This window comes from Chryseobacterium cheonjiense (assembly GCF_012927265.1).
In the GTDB taxonomy this organism is placed as follows: Bacteria; Bacteroidota; Bacteroidia; order Flavobacteriales; family Weeksellaceae; genus Chryseobacterium; species Chryseobacterium cheonjiense.
Map to the genome: position 1 here is coordinate 363,318 of NZ_JABBGF010000002.1, position 23,215 is coordinate 386,532.

A 23,215-nucleotide genomic window follows, 5' to 3' on the forward strand; every position below is an offset into this window, starting at 1 on the left:
AATAAAAAACGGAAAGTAAAAATACTTTCCGTTTTTTATTTGTCTTAGTTTTGGCTAAAGCTGCTCCTATTGATATTTAAATATTATTTAATGCTGCTGAGAATGCTTTCCAATTGATTTAAGCCTGTTTTAAAACCCTCTTCAAATCCCATTTCCAAGAGCTGATTCATTGCCTCTTCAGAGGCAAAGTGAATATTGATTGTTACTTTTGTTCCTTCTTCCACTCCGGTAAAACCAAACAGCCATTTTGCTTCCGGGAAGTCAGGATTTACATTTCCGTTTTCATCGCAGAAAGAGTCGGTTCCGTCGAAACTTCGATGTTCCGTTATTTCTCCGTACTTTACTTTAGCATAATGCCTTTCACCTTCAGGTCCAAACATTGAATACAGCCATATTCCTCCATTTTTAAATTCCTGAGTTTTGGTTTCACATTTCCACGGTTTCGGAGCCCACCATTGATCGAGAAATTGGGATTTTGTAAAATAATTCCATACTTCAGTAACATCAGCATTATAAATGTGCATTATATAGACACTGGCAGCATCTGCATCTTTGTTAAAAACGATTTCGGATTTCATATTAATAATTTATTTACACAAATCTACTTTTTTATTTAATGAAAGTTCTTTTCATATATCAAAGAATTAAAAATTTATAAATAAATGTTAAAAAACACGTTTTTAAGAAAAATAACACAATTTTTTGGCTCGTTTTTTGTTTATCAAGTCATAAAATAATTAATTTTAACATTCTGTTTTTTAAATTTACTAAGTAATGAATAATAAATTCATCCCAATAATATCGGTGTTTATGACGATTTCACTGATTGTGTTCGTCACGCTCCAGTTTTATTGGCTGAAACGTTATTATGGCGCACTGGATCAGGATTTCTCCTCTAAAGTCTATTCTGCATTAGAAAATACATCAAAAATCATTGGTGAAGCTGAAGTTGATAAATATCTGAACGTCGAAAACAAGGATTTCAGGAATACTGTTCTTGCCAATAAGAATCAGCCTTCATTGACTACGATTCAGCAGGTAAAAGATTCGGGAACCCAAAGGCAGATTGTATATTCTAAGAATATTATCGAGAAAAATCAGCTTCCGATTTCGCCAAAAGGGGATTCCCTGAACCTTACCACATTGTATTCTGACGAAGCTGCTTACAAAATAAAACGAGATACTACCAATCGTGAGCTTCTGACCGCCGACATCAACCGTGATATTGAAAATGGTGACTATGCCATGAAAGAGTTCGTGAAGATAAATGGAAATAATCTTCCCATTACCAAAAGGCTAGATGAAAAAATTCTGGATTCCGTCATTGCAAAAGAGTTGAGAATAAGAGGAATTTCGGCAACTTTCGGATACGGTATTACGGATAAAAATAATAAGCTCACAAGTGTTGTCAATAAACTATACAAAGAAAAAAAAGACAACAACACGTACAGCTATCCCCTGTTTACGGATTCTAAAGAAAGAACGCTGTATACGCTTGTCCTGGTTTTTCCCAAAAAGGAATATTCTCTGGCGATGAATAACTGGCCGATGCTGCTGGGCACATTCCTTTCGTTGCTTACCATTTTGGGCATTTACATCATTTCTATTAATTATATGATGAGACAGAAAAAGCTTGCCGAAGTAAAAACAGATTTTATCAACAATATGTCTCATGAGTTTAAAACCCCGCTGGCGACTATTTCTGTGGCTACCGACTCGTTGGCAAACGATAAAATCGCAACCAATCCGGATAAGGTTAAATACTATTCCGAACTGATAAAACAGGAAAACCTGCGCATGAAAAAACAGGTCGAAAACGTCCTGAACATGTCGAAGCTTGAGCGTAATGAAGTAAAATTATTTTTGAAAGAAACCAATGTAAGAGAACTGATCAGAAGAACGGCAGAATCTTTCAGTCTAATCGTAAAACAGAGAAACGGAACCCTGAGAGAGGAATTCAATGCGACAAATTATAATTTTAAAATAGACGAATTCCACATCTCGAACATGTTGGTAAATCTTTTGGATAATGCTAATAAGTATTCTCCGGAAACGCCTGAAATCTCTATTAAAACAAGAAATGAAGGGCACTTTTACGTGATTGAAATTTCGGATAAGGGGATGGGTATGGAAACGCAGAATAAAACAAAAATTTTCGAAAAATTCTTCAGAGAAGAAACCGGAAATATTCATAATGTGAAAGGCCAGGGATTAGGGCTATCTTACGTTAAAAAAATTGTAGAACTTCATAAAGGTCAGATTCTGGTAGATTCTCACAAAGGAAAAGGGAGCGTATTTACCATAAAGCTGCCGATGAGTTAAAATAAGATCAACCAAGTAAACAAAATATAAGAAGAGAGAGTGGCATGTTCATTCTTATTATTAAAATTTAATTATTAAAACTATGAGCAACAGAATATTATTAGTAGAAGACGATCAGAGTTTCGGAGCAGTATTGAAAGATTATTTATCCATCAATAATTTTGAAGTTACTTTGGCCACAGACGGCGAGCAGGGATTGAAAGAATTCACCGAAAATGAGTTTGACATCTGTATTTTCGACGTTATGATGCCGAAAAAAGACGGATTTTCGCTAGCTGAAGACGTAAAGAAAATCGACAAAAATACACCGATTATCTTCCTGACAGCCCGAAATATGAGAGAAGACATCCTGAAAGGATACCAGTTGGGAGCAGATGATTATATCACCAAGCCTTTCGATACCGAGTTGCTTTTATACAAAATAAAAGCCATTCTTCAGAGAAGTTCTACCCTGGAAAATGAAGAGCAGGAACAGTTCAAAATCAGCAATATCTTTTTTGATTCTATGCTGAGACAGCTGAGAGTAGGAGATAATGAATACAAACTTTCACCTAAAGAAAATGAGCTGCTAAAGCTTCTTTGCATCCATAGAAACGATTTTATGCCGAGAGATCTTGCTTTGAGAAAAATCTGGAAAAAAGAGAATTATTTTACCGCAAGAAGTATGGACGTATATATCGCAAAACTGCGTAAATTACTGAAAGATGATGAAGGATTGGAGATCATTAATGTTCACGGTGAAGGATTCAGACTTTTAGTTAAGAATTAATTACAAAAATCCTTACGATAATTATAAATTAGCAAAGCAATTCAAAATGTTTTGCTAATTTTGTTTTATATGAAGAATACAATTTTCGGCATGCTTGCCATCTCCATAGTAACAATCTCTTGTAAAAAAGACGAAAGAGCGACTTATATTAAAGAAGAAGCCGGTGTTCAGCAGCCTGCCATAATGGCAAATCAGGCTCCCAAAGCTTCATTGCTGGATCAGGCCGGAATCCAGTCAACACAGCCCCCTTCTGCAACAGCCGTTACAGCTCCCGGGATGAATCCTCCGCACGGACAGCCGGGCCACAGGTGTGACATTCCCGTAGGCCAACCTTTAAACAGCAAGCCTGCCCAACCAGCTCAGACTGCTTCAGCGACGCCTAATCAGGCTCAGACCATTCAGATTGATCCCAATTCTTTACAACCCGGAAAGTTTTCTGTAGAAAATGGAAAAGCTAAAAATAGTAAAACGGCCAAAGGAATGAATCCTCCGCATGGCGAACCGGGACACAGATGTGACATTCCGGTGGGACAGCCCCTTAACAGCAAGCCTGCTCCACAACCTGTACAACAAAATATTACCCAAAATACACCCGCTCCGACACCTACTCCCGCTCCAACAGGTCCAAAACCAGCTTTAAATCCTGCACACGGAGAACCATGGCATAATTGTGCCTTAAAAGTTGGTGATCCTTTACCATAATTTTTGTATTTTTGCAGTGATGAAACTCGTTCAGATCATAACAATTGTATTTTGCTTAGGAATTTTCCTGATTCCTAAAGACAATTTTTATGCTCAAAACATGCAGGAAACATGCTGCAAAAAGGCATCAGAAAGCTCCTGCTGCAAAAAACAGCATACAGAGCATTCTAAAGATAATCATAGCCAGAAACAGAAAAGTTCTTCATGTCATGACGACTGCTGTATCTCCTGTGCAATGTGCTACAGTTTTATAGAAACTCCTTTTTCCAGAAGCCTTAAGCTGGATATTTCATACTACAAAGCCAATAAAAACTTACACTTCGAATACTCAGACCCTTATATTTCAGGCCGTCTGAGAGAAATCTGGCAACCCCCGAAAATAGGTTAATTAAAAGAAATCGTATAATGTATAATTATCAATCTTCTCATGATTGTTAAATTATTGCATTGTCAATTGTTCCATTAATTTAATTAATCTAAATCTTAAAAAATAATGAAATCATATATATCCAGGATTATTCTTGGTCTGTTCTTATTATGTACGCCTTTTATATTTGCACAGCATCTTTCCCAAAACCAGTATAAAGTAAAAGGAAACTGCAACTTGTGTAAAGAAAGAATTGAAACAACGGCAAAAAAAGCCGGTGCAAAAACAGCTAGCTATTCCGTAGATTCACAGATATTAACATTAGAAACAGAAGATCACGTTTCTCCGGAAAATGTTTTAAAAGAAGTTGCAAAAGCCGGACATGATAACGAAAAATTCCAGGCAAATGAGGCAGATTATAATGCATTACCACCATGTTGTCAATATGAGAGAGACACTAGACATGCTGCAGAAGAACATCACATTCATACAAAAGCAGAAAATGAATTTTATGTAAAAGGAAACTGTGAATCCTGCAAAGCAAGAATTGAAAAGGCAGCAAAAGATGCCGGAGCCGATTCGGCAGAATGGAGCGCCGAAAAACAGACGGTTACTTTAAATTTTAATGATCAAAAAACTTCAGCAGATAAAATTCTCAAAAAAATTGCTGAAGCAGGACACGATAATGAAAAGTACAAATCCAGCGACAGCACGTACAAAAATCTTCCATCGTGCTGCTTATACGACAGGGAAATCCCATTTGGAGAAGCCAATCCGAAAGTTCATTTGGAAGAAAGTACAGAATCAGAACATGATCACGCTGCTTCAGGCGGTAACCACGAAACAAGCATTGAAGGTGTTACGGTAACTGCTGCAAAAGCCTCCACCTCACTTAACAAAAAGGAAGCAGGATTAATTTTTAATATCGATAAAAAAGAATTATTGAAAGCTGCGTGCTGTAATTTATCCGAAAGCTTTGAAACCAATGCAACAGTAGATGTTTCTTTTAGCAATGCCGTAACAGGCACCAAGCAGTTAAAAATGTTGGGACTGGACCAGAAATACACAAGCTTAACGAAAGAACTGCTTCCGGAAATCAGGGGACTTGCTTCTGCTTACGGATTAAATTTTATTCCTGGAAGATGGATTGAAAGCATTCAGCTTACCAAAGGAGGAAGTACGGTAACGAATGGTTATGAAAGCATCACGGGACAAATCAATACCGAGTTGCTTAAAAATTCTGAGAAGCCGGAAACATCACTGAATCTTTTTGCCGACTTCAACGGAAGAACAGAAGCCAATATCACCAGTGTTTCCAAAATAGACGACAAATGGTCACAGACCTTCCTCCTTCATGGCAACGGAACTTTCGGTGATACGGATATGAATGACGACGGATTTCTTGACAGACCGAAAGGTACACAGCTGAATGCAGCCTATTTGCTGAATTATAATGATCTGGAAAAATCAGGCTTCGGATCTCATTTTGGGATTAACTTTATTAAGGACGAAAGAACTGCAGGCCAGGTGGGATTTGATAAAAAAATTCAGCAGGCTCAGCAATCTCTTTACGGAGTAGGAATCGATATCTCAAGATTTCAGGTATGGAATAAAACAGGCTATGTTTTTAAAGGAAAACCTTACCAGAGCCTTGGCTGGATGAATCAATATACGTTTCATCAGCAGGACAGCTTTTTTGGATTGAGAAATTATTCCGGAAAACAGCAGACTTATTATTCAAATTTAATTTTTGAAAGTATTCTTGGGAACACGAATCACAAATACAAAGCCGGTGCAAGCTTTATGTATGACGGATATGACGAAAACTATTTAACGCAAAATTTCAAAAGAAACGAAATTGTTCCGGGAGCATTTGCAGAATATACTTTAACAGGATTAAAATATACATTGGTCGCAGGAGCAAGGGTTGATTTTCATAATTTAGCGGGAACACAGTTTACCCCGAGATTAAATTTTAAATATGACATTACTCCACAAACGATCTTAAGACTTTCGGCAGGAAGAGGCTTCAGAACAGCAAATATTTTTGCGGAAAGCCAGCAGTATTTTGCCTCCAACAGGAATATTCAGATTCTTGAAAACGGAGGAAATATTTACGGATTGAGACCGGAGATTGCCTGGAATTATGGAGCAAGCCTTCAACAGGAATTTAAACTGTTCGGAAGAAAATCTTCCATTGTTGCAGATTTCTTCAGAACGGATTTCCAGGATCAGGTGATGGTAGATCTTGACCGATCACCCCAGCAGCTAACCTTTTATAATCTTGAGGGAAAATCTTTTGCCAATTCATTCCAGACCCAGTGGGATCTTATGCCTTTTAAAAACTTTGAATTGAGATTTGCCTATAAATATTATGACGTGCAGGCCGATTACCTGAACGGAAGAAGAGCGGTTCCTTTTATGGCAAAACACAGAGGCTTTGTAAATGCAGCCTATTCAACCAATAAAAATGATAAAGGCGGCTTCTGGAGCTTTGACACGACTTTAAATATCGTAGGAAAACAAAGGCTTCCGGATACTTCATCCAATCCTTCACAATTTCAGCTCGCAGCATATTCACCTTCATACAGTGTTCTGAATGCACAGATTTCAAGAAATTTCAACAAAAAAATACGGGCTTATTTGGGTGGCGAGAATTTAACCTCTTACTCACAAAGCAATGCGATTGTTGATTTTAAAAATCCTTTTGGGAACTACTTCGACGGAGGGATGGTCTATGCTCCGATTATGAAAGCTAATTTTTATGTAGGGCTGGATGTAACGTTCTAACAATACAATATTAATTAAAATTAAATAGCATGGTTTCAGTTTCAGCAGTAATAAAGAAACCATGCTTTTTTTATATCTTTAAGGTAAAGTAAAGTCATGCCGCATACCCTTATTTTTGAAGAACAGTATAAAAGACTCGGTATAGAAAAATTCTCGGAACATCATCTGGAAACGATTCACGGAAATAAGTTTCGCTACGATATTAAAGTAATGTACATTCCTGCAGGGTATGAGCTATCGGTAGATTTCAATCACTTTTCGGTTACACAGCCAAGTCTTTTTTTCTTAACCAATCAGCATGTAAAAATTACAAGAGCTCAGGGAAATGCGAAATTACTGTATTATAACCGCGATTTTTACTGTATTCAGATTCACGATAAGGAAGTTGCATGCGACGGGCTGTTATTCCACAACGTGTTTGAAATTCCTTTCGTAGAGCTTGATCGCGAAGAAGATATTATTGTTCAGCAGCTTTTTCAAAATATAGAGCATGAACTTAAATGGAAAGATTCTTCCGCAGAAGAAATGATCCGGACGTATGTAAAACAGATCATCATCCACGCTACCAGAAAATGGAAAAAGCAGAATCTTGATAATAATGTCATAAAAATTCCCAATAATGAGGTTGATTTTTTCCGTGATTTCAGCAGGCATCTGGAAATTCATTTCAGAAGCAAGCATAATGTCTCTGAATATGCAGACTTCCTCCACATAGCTCCCAAGACATTGACCCATAAGTTTAAAAGCTTAGGACTTGAATCCCCCAATCAGCTGATCATCAACAGAATTCTTCTTGAAGCAAAGAGACTTCTCATCTATACGGATAAAACGGTGAAAGAAATTGCCTATGATCTTGGTTACGAAGATCCGGCATATTTCAACCGTCTTTTCACCGGCAAAACAGGAAGCACGCCTTCAAATTTCAAGAAAAATTACATGCCGGGAAAAAAGTACAATATTTAAAGCCATTTATGTATTTATTAGGAGCAAAACCCAACATATCTTTGTAACATCAAAACAAGCAATATTTAACAACAAAAAAATTAAAGTATTATGAGACGTAACGCAACAGCCGTTTGGAACGGTAACATCAAAGAAGGTAACGGACATTTAACGACACAAAGTACAACATTAAACCAGACTCAGTATTCCTTCAACAGCCGTTTTGCGGACGGAGTAGGCACAAATCCTGAAGAATTGCTGGCTGCAGCCCATGCAGGATGTTTTACCATGAAATTAAGCGCAGAACTTTCCCAGGCAGGATTTACCCCCGAAGAATTAAAAACCACTTCTGTAATTACCCTTGATCCAGGTGTAGGAAAAATCACCAAATCAGAACTTACTTTAACGGCAAAAGTTCCGGGAATTTCAGAAGAAGAGTTCCAGAAATATGCTAAAATTGCAGAAGAAGGTTGTCCTGTAAGTGCAGCGTTCAATTTCGAAATTACTTTGAATGCAACTTTGGAAAATTAAGAATCTGACATTGAATACGGTTAATATCAATTGGAGCGGGCTTTAGCCCGCTTTTTTTAAAGAGTACCGTTGGCTTTAGCCAAAATCTAAGAATCAGGATTTAACCGTATTATATTATTTAATACTGATAACCCGTCAGATATCATTTAATTATAAATTAAAATATACCAATCGGTATATTTTTGTATATTTGCTTAAAATAATGATCTAAAATGTCTAAGGCTGAAAAAACAAGGCAGTTTATCATCGAGAAAACAGCATCTCTTTTTAATACAAAGGGATATACCTCCACATCGCTTTCAGACATTACAGAAGCTACCGGCCTGACCAAAGGAAGTATCTACGGAAATTTCGAAAACAAAGATCAGGTCGCATTAGAAGTGTATAAATACAACGCCAATCTTTTAAAACAAAGCATGTCCCGTTCTTTCGGTGATGAATTTCCCTCTACTATTGATAAGCTGCATGCCTTTGTTGCGTTCTACAGAAAAAACTGGCAGTCAGTTTTTTTAAACGGAGGATGCCCACTGATGAATGCTGCTACCGAAGCCGACGACACTTACCCTTTACTAAAAAATCAGGTAACAAGATCCTTCACAGAATGGATTTCCAGGATTACGGAAGTAATTAAGCAGGGTCAAAAAATCGGTGAGTTATCAGCAAATGCCAATGCTTCAGAATACGCCTCTCTGTTCATTATGCTGATTGAAGGCGGAATTTTATTGTCCAAAACAACAGGAGAAGAAAAATTTTTAAATCAGGCATTAGACAGAATCCTTACTATCATTAAAAACGAACTGAATATACATCCATCATAAATATCATCATATGGAAACAAAAAAAGTGGCCATCGTAGGATACAACAGAATTCCGTTTGCCAGAATCAATACCGCATATGCAGAAAAAAGCAATCAGGATCTGCTGACTGCCGCACTGAACGGACTCATAGAACGGTGCAACCTTAAGGGAAAACTGTTGGGAGAAGTCGCCGGCGGTGCCGTTATCAAACATATTTCTGAGAGCAACCTCATCCGGGAATCTGTTATGGAAACCTCTCTGGATCCTGCCACTCCGGGATGCGACCTCCAACAGGCCTGTGACACCGGAATTGAAGCAGCAATTTATATCGGAAATAAAATTGCTTTAGGCCAGATTGAGAGTGGTATTGCCTGCGGTGTTGAAGCAATGAGCAATATCCCTTTCGAAACATCTCCACGATTAAGAAAAGCGTTATTGAAAGCCAATAAAGAAAAATCTGTCGTTGGGAAAATCAAACAATTATTAGATCCTAGACTAAAAGACTGGATGCCGGTTCCCTACAAGGGCCAGGAACCCAAAACCGGTTTGGTGATGGGAGGACATACAGAAATTACTGCAAAATATTATGAAATTTCCCGCGAAGATCAGGATCTATTGGCATTTAAAAGCCACCAGAATATGGCAAAAGCATACGATGAGGGTTTCTTCGATGATATGATCTCTCCTGCTTTCGGATTGGATAAAGACAATAATCTTCGACGAGATACAAGCCTTGAAAAACTGGCCCAGTTAAAATCGGCTTTTGATAAAGAGAACGGCACATTAACGGCGGGAAATTCCACACCATTTACGGATGGTGCGTCTGCCATTCTGCTGGCCAGTGAAGAATGGGCAAAAGAAAACAACCTTCCGGTTTTGGCTTACATCAGCTTTTCTGAAGTAGCAGGCATAGAATACGTTGAAAATAAGCAGAATTTATTGCTTGCTCCGGTTTTTGCCGCCGACAGAATGCTGGAAAAAGCAGGAATGAAGCTTGAAGATTTCGATTATTATGAAATTCATGAAGCATTTGCTGCGCAGGTTTTAGCGACATTAAAAATCTGGGAACATGATGATCTTGCCAAAAAGTTCGGACTTGAAAAAGCACTGGGAAAAATCGACCGCAACAAGCTGAACGTGAAAGGCGGAAGTCTTGCTGCGGCACACCCTTTTGCGGCAACAGGAGGAAGAATTATTGCTACATTAGCAAAGCTTTTAGATCAAAAAGGAAGCGGAAAAGGCTTCATTTCCATCTGTGCAGCCCGCGGGCAAGGCGTTACTATGATATTGGAAAAATAAAAATGATGGACAGGCTTGCACAATTAAAACAGCATATAGGAAAAGAATTCACCCAATCACCATCTCCTTTTATGAAATGGCTGAATCCGGTAATTCTTTCCGCAGAAGAAGGACAACTGGAATTTCAATACATCATACGACACGAATGGCTCAATCCGGCAGGAAACCTCCATGGCGGAATCACAGCTGCGATTATCGACGATATCATTGGTGCCACTATGTTTTCGTTAAATGAAAATTCCTTCATTACAACCATCAATAATGTTATTGATTATTTTTCCACTGCCAAAGAAAATGATATTATTGTCGCGGAAACAACAATCATTAAAAGAGGTAAACAATTTGTAAATGCCCAATGTGAAATCTGGAACTCAGACAAAACAAGAATCATTGCAAGAGGAACCTCCAACCTATTCAAAATTAACAATTAAACCTCATCATTATTTGATGATAAGACCAATAAAGATAAATATCTACGAATGAAAAGAGTAGTCATTACAGGACTGGGCGCAGTAACCCCGCTAGGAAATAATGTCGGAGAATTCTGGGAAAACAGCATTAACGGAGTAAGCGGAGCCAACAAAATTACCCATTTTGATACGGAAAAATTTAAAGTACACTTTGCCTGTGAGGTGAAAGATTTTGATCCTAAAACTCATTTAACCCACAATGAAATCAAACGAAGTGATCTTTTTTCACAATATGCGATGTATTCTGCTGCGGAAGCGTTAAAAGATTCAGGACTTGAGCTGGAAAATATGGATCCATTTGACACCGGTGTGATCTGGGGAACAGGACAGGGCGGAATGTGGACATTTGAAAGCGAAGTGATGGAATTCACAAAAGGAGACGGAACACCGAGATTTAATCCTTTTTTTGTTCCGAAATTCATCGCCAATATGGCTTCAGGAATGATTTCCATGAAATTTGGACTTCAGGGGATTAATTATACAACAATTTCAGCCTGTGCTACAGGAAATACGGCATTGATGGATGCTTTTAATTATATCAGGCTCGGAAAAGCCAAAGTCATTGTAAGTGGTGGATCTGAAGCAGCCATTACACCAGCTTCCATCGGAGGATTTTCCATTATGAAGGCTATGTCTACAAGGAATGATGACTTTACAACAGCAAGCCGGCCTTATGATGCGAACAGAGATGGTTTTGTCATGGGAGAAGGTGCAGGTGCTTTAATTCTTGAAGAATATGAACATGCAAAAGCAAGAGGCGCAAAAATCTACGCAGAATTGGCTGGAGCCGCAATGACGGCAGATGCTTATCACATGACCGCTCCTCATCCGGATGGTGTAGGAGCCATTAAAGCAATGCAGCTGGCATTAAAAGAAGCCCAGATCAATACGGATGATATTAACTATATTAATCCCCATGCTACTTCTACTCCAATGGGAGATCTGGTAGAACTGAACGGAATTAACAAATTATTTAAAGGAAGTAAAAATCTTGATATCAGTGCCACAAAATCAATGACCGGACATTTGCTGGGTGCCGCAGGTGCTGCCGAAGCGATTCTATCCATTAAAGCCATTGAAACAGGAATTATCCCGCCAACGATTAATCTTCACAACATAGATGAGAATATCCCTAAAGATATTAATATTGTTTTTGGAGAGGCTAAAGAGAAAGCCATTAATTATGCTTTGAGTAATGCTTTTGGTTTCGGAGGACATAATGCGACAGTAATTTTCAAGAAATTTTCATAAAAGATTTGTTTCATTTAAATATGATCGGATCCCAATCATCATGCAAAAAAGCAGTCAAAATCTGACTGCTTTTTTATTTAATCAATTAAAATATTTCTAATTACGATCAGGAATGAAAAAACTTTCACCTTGATCCGTGATGGGAATATAAATCCTTTCCCACGTTTCTCCTTCTTCAAATTGCCAGCTGTGACCTTTTCCTTCTACATCTTCTGCCAAAAGAATAATTCCGGGTTCAATAAGAAATGTTTCTCCACTGCTCACTTTAAACCTGATTTTCCCTTTTACCGTTACTACATATTGTCTTCTGGGTGCAGGATGATCAGATTTCTCCCATTCTTCAACAGTATTGCTGACCCTGAAAGATGTAGTGGCAATTGTTTTCAGAACAGGAATCTTTCCCGTTTCGAAAGTACTGCTTCCGTCAGGAGCATTTATCAATCGTATTGCCGGAATATATTCCTGGTTTTCTTTCATTTATACTGATGTTTTCAGCCATTCCGATTTAGAAAGATAATTCTGGTCCGGATAATAAATAAACAGAAGGTTTCTTCCTTTAATGGTGTTAATAATCGGCTGTGTAAGATCTCTCGGTACGGCAGGGCAGCCCCAGCTTCTTCCGATTCTTTTATGCATTGCGGCAAATTCATCGCTTACATAATCTGCGCCATGCATTACGATAGCTCTTCTGTACGCCGCATCATTAAATCCTTTATCCATTCCCAGTAATCTCAGGGAAAATCCGTTGTCCCCGTTGTACGTTGCATCGGTAATATAAAAACCTAAACTACTTTGAAGCGAGCTATCGGTATTAGAAAAATTCGTTGCAAACTCTTCTCCGGTATTTTTACCGTGTGCTACCAGTGAGTTGAACAGTACTTTTCGCTCATTCACATCAATTACCCAAAGTCTTTTCGTATTAGAGGACATGGAAAAATCGCATACCGTAAGTAAATGCGAATCCCGATTAAGCAAACCAGCTTTCTTCAAATTCTCAAACCCCGTTAAGGCTTTGAAGAAAACTTCTTCGCTAAGTTCATGTCCTTGTTCAAATGCGATAGATCTGTATAACTCTTCTGATGAGGATACTGTTTTCCCTGTTGTCTTTCCCGATTCTCCGTCGGTTACTCTTTCAATCTTTTTTGTACTGATTTCATTCCTGGCCTCTTTTTTTTCAGGCGACAAGTAGAATGAAGTAGTTACCATGTAAACAATAGTTAATACGCTATAAAATCCTTTCATTCAATATTATGTTAATCCAATTGAGTCAGCAAATGTATAAAAACATAAGTATCTGAAAGAATAACTCCACGGGTTTAACTCAAATTTAAGAAACTTTAACTTCCTGATTTCGTGAATAAAAACTATTTTATATCTGTTCATCCGGAACAAATTCCAGACTCACGGAATTCATGCAGTACCTTAATCCGGTAGGCTTCGGACCATCATCAAAAACATGCCCGAGATGGGAATCGCACCGTTTACACAGAACCTCTACCCTATCCATTCCGTAGGTTAGATCTCTTTTATAATAGACGCCTTCTTTATCCGCTTCAAAAAAGCTCGGCCATCCGCAGCTGCTGGAAAATTTTTCCGTGGACCTGAAGAGGTGATTTCCGCATACCGCACAGAAATATTCTCCCATTTGATCAAATTCATTGTATTTCCCGGTAAAGGCTCTTTCGGTTGCTGCTTCTCTTGCCACCGCGTACAGCTCAGGAGAAAGTATTTTTTGCCACTCATCGTTGGGAATGTTAACCGGTGTTCTGTCTGTTCTTGAGTAGTATGGATTGTTTTTTGCTTCGTTTTGCATAAGATTTTACTTAAAAGATTTAGGTAACTAAAATTTAACCACAAAAGTCACAAAAGTTTTTTGCCTAAATTGATGCTGGTAAAATTGCACAGTATATAAAATCTAATATGTACTTCAGCAGAAACATTTAATTTTAAATATCCTGTACAATTTTTTGTGACTTTTGTGGTAAAAAATATATACCAAATGTACTAAATTTGAGCATATGAATGATGAGGCCAAAAGAAAACAATTAAGAAAATATAAGGCATTTGCTACAGGACTGTTCCTTTTGATGGCGGCCGTTTTTATTGCCACCACTCTTCTTCAGAAAAATGTAGACTCACATTGGGTCGGCTATGTACGGGCATTTTCGGAAGCGGCAATGGTGGGTGCACTTGCTGACTGGTTCGCGGTTACCGCTCTTTTCCGTCATCCGTTGGGATTACCCATACCTCACACCAATCTTATTGAAAACAGCAAGGAGCGACTGGGCGACAATCTCGGCAGTTTTGTGGTGAGTAATTTTCTTTCTCCACAGAATATCAGGCCTTACATGATGAAATTGAAAATTTCCGGATTTGTGGGTGAATGGCTTTCAAAGGAAAAAAACCAGGAAATCCTCATTAAAAATATTTCAGATATTGTTCTGGACATTCTCAATAAGCTTGACGATACTGCGGTGAGTCAGTTTATCAGTAAAAAAGTCCAGGAAATGACCGATGATATTAAGCTTAACAAAATCGTAGGAAACGGAATCGGTTATATTATTGAGAAAAACGACCATCAGAGAATGGTAACCAATCTTTCGGCACAGATCAAAAATTACATTCTTGAAAATGATGAAATGATTAAAGAGCGGGTAAAAAAAGGAAGCTACACCTTTATTCCTTCTTTTGTTGATAATAAAATTGCTGACAAAATCGCGACCGGACTGTCAGATTTTTTCAGAGAAATTGAAGAAGATCCGCAGCATGAGATCAGACAACTGATTACCCAGAAAATACTTGAATTTTCTGTTGATTTAAAAGAAGATCCGAAATGGGATGAAGAGTTTAAAAACATTAAAAATGATCTCCTGAAGGGTGACAAACTGAATGAATATTCAAATGACATCTGGATTTCCATTAAAAATACATTAATGAACGAACTTCAGGAAGAAGAGTCTTCTTTAAAAAACTATCTATCCAAAAACCTCAGCGAATTTTCAGAGAACTTAAAAACGGACGAAAGCCTTCAGAATAAGATCGACGACTGGATTCGGGTGACGGCTTACAAGTATATCCTGAGAAACACCCATCAGTTCGGAAACCTCATCAGTTCAACCGTAGGAAACTGGCAGGGAAAGGAGCTCAGTGAGAAATTGGAGCTTGAGGTCGGTAAAGATTTACAGTTCATCCGGGTCAACGGAACATTAGTGGGCGGACTGGTAGGACTTATTATTTATACCGTTGCTCATTTTTTCCTCTGACATTAACCCAAATGCAAACCTGACCATGAAAAACTTATTTTCTCTCATATTTTCTTTTAGCATAACATTTTTTGCCTGTCAAAAAGTGGAACTGAAAAAAGTGACCGATTCTTCCCAGATTTTCAAGGGAGAAATTGCAGGAAATCCGATTACTTTACAGCTTAATTTTGAGGGAATTGTAGATTGTAACCAGTACCAGCATTTTGTGAAAGGTTGGTATTATTATGATAAGTACAAAAAGAAAATTCCTTTAACAGGAGTCTACGATCAGGCAAACCTATACCTGTATAATTTCGGAAGCCAACAAAGTCGTGCGGGAAAATTCCTCCGTCAAAAAATTACAGATCAAGAATCACTCACAAAAACAGACAGTATTGCTAAAATCATGAAGCCGGGGGAAGCCCTGTTTTTTGAAAGTGACTATTCACTAAAAAAAGCAGTTGAAGGAAAATTTTATATGGCTAATAAAATCCTGCCTGCAAAATTATTCACCAAAGATACAAGGATATACCGCTACAACAATTATCTCATTCTTCCTCACAACAAAAAGATAAACACCTACGATGTGATCAACCCTTCCGGAGGAAATAAGCTCATTTCGTATGCTTCAGATAAATCCGGAAACAGGGTTTTATTATATTTTGAAGAAGTCTCCAATTTTAATTTCTGTGGAATGTGCGGTGCCAGCGATGGCGAAAAAGGGTACAGGGTACTCTATTTCACCAATGACTGGAATTTCAAAAATTATGAAGAATATCTCACAGAAAGCTGCATAGAGAATATATATGACACCAAAAGCGTAAAAAAGAATGACAAAAAAATCCTGAATATTCAGAAAAACTCCTCTTCTCCTGCTTATACTTTAACGGTTGATATTAAAAATGCAACCATCACCAAGTCGAGGTAGCAATTACCGCGGTAGGCGGCTGGCTCTCGTTAATATTGCTTTATTGATGTCATTGATCAGTTCCGGGCCTTCATAAATAAACCCGGTGTACAGCTGCACAAGGGTAGCTCCCGCATCCAGTTTTTCCAGGGCATCCTTTGCAGAATGAATTCCGCCTACTCCAATAATCGGGAAAGATCTGTTGCTTTTGTCGGAAAGATATTGGATCATTTTCGTACTTCGCTCACGAATCGGTTTTCCGCTAAGACCACCGTTTCCGATCTGTGCCAACACTTCCGGTGATGTTTTCAAGCCTTCCCTGTTTACCGATGTATTGGAAACTACAATTCCGTCAATTTTAGTTTCTGCGATCAGCTCAATGATTTCATCAAGTTGATTATTATTCAGATCCGGAGCAATTTTCAGTAATATAGGTTTTTGTACAGTTTTTGACTGGTTGATTTTTTTAACTTCGGTAATTAACTCTCTCAGATACTCTACATCTTCAAGCTTGGCGTGGCTTCCTACATTCGGACAGCTTACATTCAGCACAAAATAGTCTACATAAGGATGAAGCCCTTCAAAACATTCCAGATAATCTTGGGTATAGTTGTCCGGTGTGGTGTCTGTATTTTTACCGATGTTTCCGCCGATGATGATTTTGCCTTTGTTGCCTTTCAGTTTTTCAATGGCCGCTTCAAGACCATCATTATTGAATCCCATTCTGTTGATGATTCCGCCATCTTCAATCAGACGGAAAAGCCTTTTCTTAGGATTTCCGGCTTGTGCTCTTGGCGTAACCGTACCGATTTCTACAAATCCGAATCCTAAATCTCCCAATTCATTAAATAATACCGCATTTTTATCGAATCCGGCAGCCAGTCCTACGGGATTTTTAAATTTCAATCCGAAGACTTCTCTTTCAAGACGTTTATCTTCAACAGGTTTCGGGAAAAATAATTTTGTTAGAAATCCAAAATTTTTAAGCATTGAAAAAGTAAAATGATGAACTTCCTCAGGATCAAATTTGAAAAGAATCGGGCGAATGAGCGACTTGTACATTGAAAAAAAGTTTTACAAAAATACTCATTTTAAATTTAATGCTCTATTAACCTATGATATTAATGGGAAAATTGTATGATATATAGTGTCTATAACATGTAATCATCTGCAGGATCTGTTTAATATGTAAGATAACGTAACGCTGATTGATAAAGTTTTCAGGAGCTATTTCCCGCTTTCCATTACAATCTTTTTTTTCAAAAAGGATTTTCATTGCAATCGGGGCTAGGGTTGCAGTTGGTTGTTCCATAGTGTGCAATAAATGAAGTCTGTCTTTTAACTGTGTTAGATCCTTTCAGATGACAAACTGCATAATCGATATAAATTAAAATTGAGCAATAAAATATAAATCTGCGTAATCTGTTAAATCTCCGAGATATTTAATGCAAGTTTCATAACGCCTATTATAGAAGCAATAATAATTAACAAGTTTAGGGTAAATTTTATTACATAGAGTTTCGTTGCTTCAAGGAATGAGCAAAACACAGGGTATTGAGAAACGCAATAAAAGTTCTCGATACATTTTCTCCATTTTATTCCGAAAATTACTCGAACTGACGAATTACATTATTCAAACAACTAAGAATAGGCACTCAAATCCAGGTTCAGAATAGCTCCAATTTTTTTAAAATCATTATCTATTGTAGCATTGATTGTTACTTTTTCGCCGGAAGTCGGATGATTAAATGTCAGTTGATGGGCGTGCAGCGTCATTTTGCTGATACCAAATGTCTGAAGCCACAACTTATTCTGCTTATTACAGCCGTGTTTGCGGCAGCCTAAAATAGGGTGTAGAATATGTTTAAAATGCTTCCTCAACTGATGGAACCTTCCTGTTTCAGGAGTTGCTTCAACCAGACAGTACCGCGAAGTCTGATGTTTTAGAAAAGGCAAGTCTATTTCCGAAGTCTGCAAACGCCTGTAATACGTAACAGCATTCTGCGTAACTTCGTTTTCATTGACCAGGTCATAATCAATGGTTTCTTCTTCTTTGGCCCAACCCCGCAGAATTGCAATATATTTTTTCTCTACTTCCCGCGTGGCGAACTGATCGCTCATTATTCTCAATGTCTCTCTATCTAAAGTAAACAGCAAAACACCCGAAGTTTTCCGGTCTAACCGGTGTACCGGATATACTTTTTGCCCGATCTGCTTTTTCAGTTCCTGAATCGCATACGTATCTGCTTCTCCGGAATAAAAAGATTTATGAACCAATAATCCGCTGGGTTTATTGATGGCAATAAGATGCTCGTCTCGGTAAAGAATTTCTAACATCCGGCAAAAGTAGAGAATTTCTATTAACCCTAACGGGTTTTAAAAACCCGTTAGGGTTGTTTGAAGTTTGCTATCACTAGTCCTGATTGAGCGGCATGTTTGAGCTCATTTTCCGGGATTTAGGCGGTGCGGCGAAGCCGCGCCGCCTAAATCCCGGAAAATAGCGAGTAGCGAAAGCAGGTTCCCGACTCCTAAAATTCTGTATTATAAAAACTTCTAACTTCCCGCTTTTTCACTATTTTTGCAACTTCAGACGTTAAAAAATTATGGCAAAGCAAGAAGATGTTTTCAAGAAAGTGATTTCTCACGCTAAAGAATATGGTTTTATTTTCCCTTCGAGTGAGATCTACGATGGTTTATCCGCTGTTTATGATTATGGACAGAACGGTGCCGAACTCAAAAATAATATTAAGCAGTACTGGTGGAAAGCCATGGTACAGCTTAACGAAAATATTGTCGGCATTGATTCAGCAATTTTGATGCACCCTACAACATGGAAAGCATCGGGCCACGTAGACGCTTTTAACGATCCGTTGATTGACAATAAAGATTCTAAAAAACGTTTCAGAGCAGACGTTTTGGTGGAAGATTACTGCGCCAAGATTGAGGATAAAGAAAACAAGGAAATTGAAAAGGCTGCGAAAAGATTCGGAGAATCATTTGATAAAGATCAGTTTGTCGCTACCAATCCCAAGATACTGGAATACAGAGCCAAAAGAGAAGCCATTCTTTCAAGGCTGGCAAAATCCCTGGAAAATGAAGACCTTGCTGATGTAAAAGCCTTAATCGAAGAGCTGGAAATTGCTGATCCGGATACCGGTTCTAAAAACTGGACGGAAGTACGGCAGTTCAACCTGATGTTCGGAACGAAACTGGGCGCTTCTGCAGACTCTGCAATGGACTTGTATTTAAGACCGGAAACTGCTCAGGGCATTTTCGTGAACTTTTTGAATGTTCAGAAAACATCACGACACAGGCTTCCTTTCGGTATTGCACAGATCGGTAAAGCATTTAGAAATGAGATCGTTGCAAGACAGTTTATTTTCAGAATGCGTGAATTTGAACAGATGGAAATGCAGTTCTTCGTTGCTCCTGGAACAGAATTGGAATTCTATGAACAGTGGAAGCAGAAACGACTTAACTGGCATTTAGCGTTAGGTTTGGGTGACGAAAACTACAGATTCCATGATCACGAAAAACTGGCTCATTACGCGAACGCTGCGGCTGATATTGAGTTTAATTTCCCGTTCGGTTTCAAAGAGCTGGAAGGTATTCACTCCAGAACAGATTTCGATTTAAAGGCTCATGAAAAGCATTCAGGAAGAAAATTACAATTCTTCGATCCCGAAAGAAACGAAAACTATGTTCCGTATGTGGTGGAAACTTCGGTAGGTCTGGACAGATTATTACTTTCCATTTTCTCTCATTGCTTAAAAGACGAAGTATTGGAAGATGGTTCGGAAAGAACAGTTTTATCATTACCACCGGCTTTAGCACCGATTAAAGCTGCCATTCTTCCGTTAATGAAAAAAGACGGGTTAGCGGAATATGCCGAGCAGATCTTTAACGACCTGAAATACGATTTCAACCTGTTCTACGAAGAAAAAGATGCGATCGGAAAACGCTACAGAAGACAGGATGCCATCGGAACGCCTTACTGTATTACGATTGATCATGATTCATTAACAGATCACACCGTAACGATCAGAGACAGGGATACCATGCAGCAGGAACGAGTTCCTGTTTCAGAGTTGAGAAGAATCATTGATGAAAAGACCAACTTCAGAAATTTACTTTCAAAAATATAAATGAAAAGCCTTGAGAAATCAGGGCTTTTTATTTTTGCTAAAAAATCCGGTTTCGTCCGATATTTTCAAATTTAGCTTACATTTGTTTTAAGATCAATTGGTATGATGGTTATTATTTATATGATTACAATTCTAGTAATCGCAGCAGCACTTTTCTATCTTTTCGGATACAGTTATATTTTTAACGGAATTTCAAAAACCTATCTGAAGGGAAAAATGAGCGCTCATATTGATGACGGAAAGTTTTTCACCCACAATGTCATCGCTGCCGGCAATCCTGCCCCTTGGGAAAAAGATCCGGAATACAATAAAACCCCATTACCGGAAAATATCGTTGAAGATTTGCACCATTCCAACACGGCTTCTTTTCTTGTGGTAAAAAACGGTAAACTCATTCATGAACAATACTGGAACGGCTATACTGAATTGTCAAAGACCAATTCTTTTTCCATGGCAAAGGCCGTCACCGTCATGCTTTTTGGTAAAGCTGTTGAAGAAGGAAAAATCAAAAGTATTGATGATAAGTTTTCTGATTATTTTCCGGAATTTAAAAACAAAGCATTTGCTGAAAATTTAACACTGAAAAATCTGGCCCAGATGGAATCCGGCCTGAACTGGGAAGAAAACTATAAAAATCCTTTTTTACCGAATGCCAAAGCCTACTACGGAAGAAGTCTTATAAAAGCTACTTTTTCAAGAACATTTAAGCATCATCCCGGAGAACGATTTGAATACCAAAGCGGTTCTACCCAACTGCTGGGCTTCGCGGTGAAAAAAGCAGTTAACCAGACTCTTGCGAGCTATTTATCTGAAAAAATATGGACTCCGCTCGGGATGGAACATCAGGCAGAATGGAGCACAGACGAAAGCGGGATGGAAAAAACCTATTGCTGCATCCATGCTACAACCCGGGATTTTGCAAAGCTGGGACAGTTATTCCTGAATAACGGCAAAGCAGGAGAAAAGCAGATTCTAAATCCTGATTTTATCAATCAAATGCGGACTCCTACAGAAAAATCTGAAGAAATCTATGGAATGGGATTCTGGATTAATTATGACAATCCAATTAAACATTATTATTTTTTAGGACTTCAGGGACAATACATCATCATGGTTCCTGAACACAATATGGTTATCGTAAGAACAGGAAGCTACAACAATATCCCGAAAAAAGACCGTGGAAGGCCCGACCAAGTAAAGTTCCTTGTGAATGAGACCGTACAATTATTTGCTGATTAATGAAACCTGAAATTGGCTTCCGTAAAAGTATTATTCTTCAGGAACGCTTCATATTCGGGAGATAATTGTTTTCTTCCGTAAGTATTTTCTCCACTCATACTTCCCAGGCGTACTTTATCTTTTCCGAATTTTTTATTCAATGCATCCATGGCTTTCATTACCGGCAAATGCTGATTTTGAGTATCTTCTTCGAAAAGGTTGATTAACCTTTGATCTTCGGGTACGAAATCATTGACAATTACTCCCGCTTTTTTATAATGGAATCCTTCTTTAAAAACAGCTTCAAACAATTCATTTACCACTCTTCCTATCAGGATGGAAGAATTAGTAGGATTCGGGAGAATCTGTGTCACTGCATTTTTGTATTCCGGTAAATCTTTACGGAAACGATTAGTCTGTACGAAAACCGTTATCATTTTACAGCAGGTGTTTTGCTTTCTTAAACGCTCAGAGCAGTACATTCCAAAAGTTTCGACCCTTTCTCGCACCTCTTCTTTTTGGGTAAGCATTTCCATAAAACTTCTCGTTACCGCGATGGATTTCTTCGGAGACGGAGCATCCAGTTCCAGCTGCCGGATTCCTTTGAGCTCGTTGATCATTCTTATCCCATGAATTCCCATTACTTTACGCACCCACATTTCGGGTTTCTGCAGCAGATCCCACGCTTTATGAACACCGTTATCATTCATTTTTACGGCAAGTCTGCGCCCTATTCCCCATACATCTCCTATAGGCAGCCATTTTAAAGCTTTTTCAATTTTATCCGGTGTATCCAGTATAAATACTCCATCAAAATTATCAGGGTACTTTTTTACAATTCTGTTGGCAACCTTGCATAAGGTCTTTGTAGGGGCAATACCTATACTTACGGGAATATTGGCCTCCTTCCCGATCCTGTTTTTTATTTCAATACAATAATCGTGGATGTTGATGTATTTAAAACCTGTGAAATCCAGAAACAATTCATCAATACTGTACACTTCATAATCCAGTACATACGATTTTGCTATTTCAATAACCTGCTGACTTTTGAAATTATACAATTCAAATTTTGCAGAGAAACTCTTTACATTATGTTCTTTAAAAAGTTCTTTAAATTTAAAGGCAGGTGCCGCCATAGGAATTCCAAGATCCTTGGCTTCTCTGCTCCGGGACACAACACATCCGTCGTTGTTGGAAAGTACAACAACAGGCTGATTTTCAAGCGCAGGATCTAAAGTCCGCTCGCAGGAAACAAAGAAATTATTACAGTCTACCAGAGCATACATAATTAAAAACGGAGCATTTCAATAAGCAAAATTATAACTTTTAAACTATAATATTATGTTTAATATAAATTTTAACATTAAATTTAAATATTTGATATACAGGATATTAAATTTATTTTAATACGTCAAGTTTTGTCGTCATATACCTGTAATTTTGTTTTCTAAAATGCTAA

Annotated in this window: 22 protein-coding genes; 15 read left to right on the plus strand and 7 right to left on the minus strand. The window is 38.1% G+C overall.

Translation table 11 applies throughout. From position 1 onward, the window contains the following. Nucleotides 1-83 precede the first annotated feature (83 nt). A complete protein-coding gene (locus HHL20_RS12205; RefSeq protein WP_169231466.1) occupies nucleotides 84-578 on the minus strand; it encodes an SRPBCC family protein in 495 nt (164 codons plus the stop codon). Between the two features lie 196 nt (nucleotides 579-774). Here HHL20_RS12205 and HHL20_RS12210 point away from each other — a divergent pair, with 196 nt between their 5' ends. The 11 genes from HHL20_RS12210 (at nucleotide 775) to fabF (ending at nucleotide 12,241) form a co-directional block, all read left to right on the plus strand. Then, nucleotides 775-2,322: a sensor histidine kinase gene (locus HHL20_RS12210; RefSeq protein WP_169231467.1), complete on the plus strand. Its 1,548-nt coding sequence runs from the start codon at nucleotides 775-777 to the stop codon at nucleotides 2,320-2,322. 82 nt (nucleotides 2,323-2,404) lie between these two features. After that, nucleotides 2,405-3,091: a response regulator transcription factor gene (locus HHL20_RS12215; protein ID WP_169231468.1), complete on the plus strand. Its 687-nt coding sequence runs from the start codon at nucleotides 2,405-2,407 to the stop codon at nucleotides 3,089-3,091. 69 nt (nucleotides 3,092-3,160) lie between these two features. Then, a complete protein-coding gene (locus tag HHL20_RS12220; RefSeq protein ID WP_169231469.1) occupies nucleotides 3,161-3,793 on the plus strand; it encodes a hypothetical protein in 633 nt (210 codons plus the stop codon). A 19-nt stretch (nucleotides 3,794-3,812) separates the two neighbouring features. Beyond that, entirely contained in the window at nucleotides 3,813-4,181 is a 369-nt protein-coding gene (locus HHL20_RS12225; protein ID WP_169231470.1) for a hypothetical protein, read from the plus strand. 105 nt (nucleotides 4,182-4,286) lie between these two features. Further along, nucleotides 4,287-6,950, plus strand: coding sequence for a TonB-dependent receptor domain-containing protein (locus HHL20_RS12230; RefSeq protein ID WP_185194815.1), 2,664 nt, complete (start codon nucleotides 4,287-4,289; stop codon nucleotides 6,948-6,950). Between the two features lie 96 nt (nucleotides 6,951-7,046). After that, complete coding sequence (locus HHL20_RS12235) at nucleotides 7,047-7,913, plus strand: helix-turn-helix domain-containing protein (RefSeq protein WP_169231471.1); 867 nt, start codon at nucleotides 7,047-7,049, stop codon at nucleotides 7,911-7,913. A 90-nt stretch (nucleotides 7,914-8,003) separates the two neighbouring features. Next, nucleotides 8,004-8,423 (plus strand): OsmC family protein, encoded by a 420-nt coding sequence (locus HHL20_RS12240; RefSeq protein WP_169231472.1) that lies wholly within the window; start codon nucleotides 8,004-8,006, stop codon nucleotides 8,421-8,423. A 212-nt stretch (nucleotides 8,424-8,635) separates the two neighbouring features. Further along, nucleotides 8,636-9,241: a TetR/AcrR family transcriptional regulator gene (locus HHL20_RS12245; RefSeq protein ID WP_169231473.1), complete on the plus strand. Its 606-nt coding sequence runs from the start codon at nucleotides 8,636-8,638 to the stop codon at nucleotides 9,239-9,241. 10 nt (nucleotides 9,242-9,251) lie between these two features. Next, a complete protein-coding gene (locus HHL20_RS12250; RefSeq protein ID WP_169231474.1) occupies nucleotides 9,252-10,520 on the plus strand; it encodes an acetyl-CoA C-acetyltransferase in 1,269 nt (422 codons plus the stop codon). A gap of 2 nt (nucleotides 10,521-10,522) precedes the next feature. Next, complete coding sequence (locus HHL20_RS12255) at nucleotides 10,523-10,951, plus strand: PaaI family thioesterase (protein ID WP_228463185.1); 429 nt, start codon at nucleotides 10,523-10,525, stop codon at nucleotides 10,949-10,951. A gap of 48 nt (nucleotides 10,952-10,999) precedes the next feature. Then, complete coding sequence (gene fabF, locus HHL20_RS12260) at nucleotides 11,000-12,241, plus strand: beta-ketoacyl-ACP synthase II (RefSeq protein ID WP_169231475.1); 1,242 nt, start codon at nucleotides 11,000-11,002, stop codon at nucleotides 12,239-12,241. 96 nt (nucleotides 12,242-12,337) lie between these two features. Here fabF and HHL20_RS12265 read toward each other — a convergent pair whose 3' ends face one another. The 3 genes from HHL20_RS12265 to msrB all read right to left on the minus strand — a co-directional run bounded on the left by HHL20_RS12265 (nucleotide 12,338) and on the right by msrB (nucleotide 14,054). Continuing rightward, nucleotides 12,338-12,718, minus strand: coding sequence for a cupin domain-containing protein (locus HHL20_RS12265; protein WP_169231476.1), 381 nt, complete (start codon nucleotides 12,716-12,718; stop codon nucleotides 12,338-12,340). Continuing rightward, nucleotides 12,719-13,483 (minus strand): murein L,D-transpeptidase catalytic domain family protein, encoded by a 765-nt coding sequence (locus tag HHL20_RS12270; RefSeq protein WP_169231477.1) that lies wholly within the window; start codon nucleotides 13,481-13,483, stop codon nucleotides 12,719-12,721. It abuts the gene before it with no gap. A 127-nt stretch (nucleotides 13,484-13,610) separates the two neighbouring features. Continuing rightward, the gene (msrB, locus tag HHL20_RS12275; protein WP_169231478.1) at nucleotides 13,611-14,054 is read right to left on the minus strand and encodes a peptide-methionine (R)-S-oxide reductase MsrB; all 444 of its coding nucleotides are present in this window, start codon (nucleotides 14,052-14,054) and stop codon (nucleotides 13,611-13,613) included. A gap of 205 nt (nucleotides 14,055-14,259) precedes the next feature. Between msrB and HHL20_RS12280 the strand changes: the two genes are divergently transcribed. Continuing rightward, nucleotides 14,260-15,504, plus strand: coding sequence for a DUF445 domain-containing protein (locus tag HHL20_RS12280; RefSeq protein WP_169231479.1), 1,245 nt, complete (start codon nucleotides 14,260-14,262; stop codon nucleotides 15,502-15,504). A gap of 85 nt (nucleotides 15,505-15,589) precedes the next feature. Further along, the gene (locus HHL20_RS12285; RefSeq protein ID WP_169231480.1) at nucleotides 15,590-16,411 is read left to right on the plus strand and encodes a hypothetical protein; all 822 of its coding nucleotides are present in this window, start codon (nucleotides 15,590-15,592) and stop codon (nucleotides 16,409-16,411) included. A gap of 3 nt (nucleotides 16,412-16,414) precedes the next feature. Here HHL20_RS12285 and HHL20_RS12290 read toward each other — a convergent pair whose 3' ends face one another. After that, nucleotides 16,415-17,452, minus strand: coding sequence for a quinone-dependent dihydroorotate dehydrogenase (locus tag HHL20_RS12290; RefSeq protein ID WP_169231481.1), 1,038 nt, complete (start codon nucleotides 17,450-17,452; stop codon nucleotides 16,415-16,417). A gap of 579 nt (nucleotides 17,453-18,031) precedes the next feature. Then, nucleotides 18,032-18,727, minus strand: coding sequence for a pseudouridine synthase (locus HHL20_RS12295; RefSeq protein ID WP_169231482.1), 696 nt, complete (start codon nucleotides 18,725-18,727; stop codon nucleotides 18,032-18,034). Nucleotides 18,728-18,993: 266 nt separating this feature from the next. On the opposite strand from HHL20_RS12295, the gene HHL20_RS12300 reads away from it, so the two are divergent. Next, complete coding sequence (locus HHL20_RS12300) at nucleotides 18,994-20,535, plus strand: glycine--tRNA ligase (RefSeq protein ID WP_169231483.1); 1,542 nt, start codon at nucleotides 18,994-18,996, stop codon at nucleotides 20,533-20,535. Nucleotides 20,536-20,655: 120 nt separating this feature from the next. Continuing rightward, entirely contained in the window at nucleotides 20,656-21,774 is a 1,119-nt protein-coding gene (locus HHL20_RS12305) for a serine hydrolase domain-containing protein (protein ID WP_228463186.1), read from the plus strand. Here the strand turns inward: HHL20_RS12305 and HHL20_RS12310 are convergent. Then, the gene (locus HHL20_RS12310) at nucleotides 21,771-23,042 is read right to left on the minus strand and encodes a Y-family DNA polymerase (RefSeq protein ID WP_169231485.1); all 1,272 of its coding nucleotides are present in this window, start codon (nucleotides 23,040-23,042) and stop codon (nucleotides 21,771-21,773) included. The genes HHL20_RS12305 and HHL20_RS12310 overlap by 4 nt on opposite strands. Nucleotides 23,043-23,215 lie beyond the last annotated feature (173 nt).

Excerpts from the sequence above, each read along its gene's own strand:
- HHL20_RS12245 (WP_169231473.1), top strand. The coding sequence starts at position 8,636 with ATGTCTAAGGCTGAAAAAACAAGGCAGTTTATCATCGAGAAAACAGCA.
- HHL20_RS12235 (WP_169231471.1), top strand. The coding sequence starts at position 7,047 with ATGCCGCATACCCTTATTTTTGAAGAACAGTATAAAAGACTCGGTATA.
- msrB (WP_169231478.1), bottom strand. The coding sequence starts at position 14,054 with ATGCAAAACGAAGCAAAAAACAATCCATACTACTCAAGAACAGACAGA.
- HHL20_RS12205 (WP_169231466.1), bottom strand. The coding sequence starts at position 578 with ATGAAATCCGAAATCGTTTTTAACAAAGATGCAGATGCTGCCAGTGTC.
- HHL20_RS12300 (WP_169231483.1), top strand. The coding sequence starts at position 18,994 with ATGGCAAAGCAAGAAGATGTTTTCAAGAAAGTGATTTCTCACGCTAAA.
- HHL20_RS12220 (WP_169231469.1), top strand. The coding sequence starts at position 3,161 with ATGAAGAATACAATTTTCGGCATGCTTGCCATCTCCATAGTAACAATC.
- HHL20_RS12215 (WP_169231468.1), top strand. The coding sequence starts at position 2,405 with ATGAGCAACAGAATATTATTAGTAGAAGACGATCAGAGTTTCGGAGCA.
- HHL20_RS12225 (WP_169231470.1), top strand. The coding sequence starts at position 3,813 with ATGAAACTCGTTCAGATCATAACAATTGTATTTTGCTTAGGAATTTTC.
- HHL20_RS12250 (WP_169231474.1), top strand. The coding sequence starts at position 9,252 with ATGGAAACAAAAAAAGTGGCCATCGTAGGATACAACAGAATTCCGTTT.
- HHL20_RS12290 (WP_169231481.1), bottom strand. The coding sequence starts at position 17,452 with ATGTACAAGTCGCTCATTCGCCCGATTCTTTTCAAATTTGATCCTGAG.
- HHL20_RS12280 (WP_169231479.1), top strand. The coding sequence starts at position 14,260 with ATGAATGATGAGGCCAAAAGAAAACAATTAAGAAAATATAAGGCATTT.
- HHL20_RS12270 (WP_169231477.1), bottom strand. The coding sequence starts at position 13,483 with ATGAAAGGATTTTATAGCGTATTAACTATTGTTTACATGGTAACTACT.
- HHL20_RS12255 (WP_228463185.1), top strand. The coding sequence starts at position 10,523 with ATGATGGACAGGCTTGCACAATTAAAACAGCATATAGGAAAAGAATTC.
- HHL20_RS12210 (WP_169231467.1), top strand. The coding sequence starts at position 775 with ATGAATAATAAATTCATCCCAATAATATCGGTGTTTATGACGATTTCA.
- HHL20_RS12240 (WP_169231472.1), top strand. The coding sequence starts at position 8,004 with ATGAGACGTAACGCAACAGCCGTTTGGAACGGTAACATCAAAGAAGGT.
- HHL20_RS12305 (WP_228463186.1), top strand. The coding sequence starts at position 20,656 with ATGATTACAATTCTAGTAATCGCAGCAGCACTTTTCTATCTTTTCGGA.
- HHL20_RS12265 (WP_169231476.1), bottom strand. The coding sequence starts at position 12,718 with ATGAAAGAAAACCAGGAATATATTCCGGCAATACGATTGATAAATGCT.
- HHL20_RS12295 (WP_169231482.1), bottom strand. The coding sequence starts at position 18,727 with ATGTTAGAAATTCTTTACCGAGACGAGCATCTTATTGCCATCAATAAA.
- fabF (WP_169231475.1), top strand. The coding sequence starts at position 11,000 with ATGAAAAGAGTAGTCATTACAGGACTGGGCGCAGTAACCCCGCTAGGA.
- HHL20_RS12230 (WP_185194815.1), top strand. The coding sequence starts at position 4,287 with ATGAAATCATATATATCCAGGATTATTCTTGGTCTGTTCTTATTATGT.
- HHL20_RS12310 (WP_169231485.1), bottom strand. The coding sequence starts at position 23,042 with ATGTATGCTCTGGTAGACTGTAATAATTTCTTTGTTTCCTGCGAGCGG.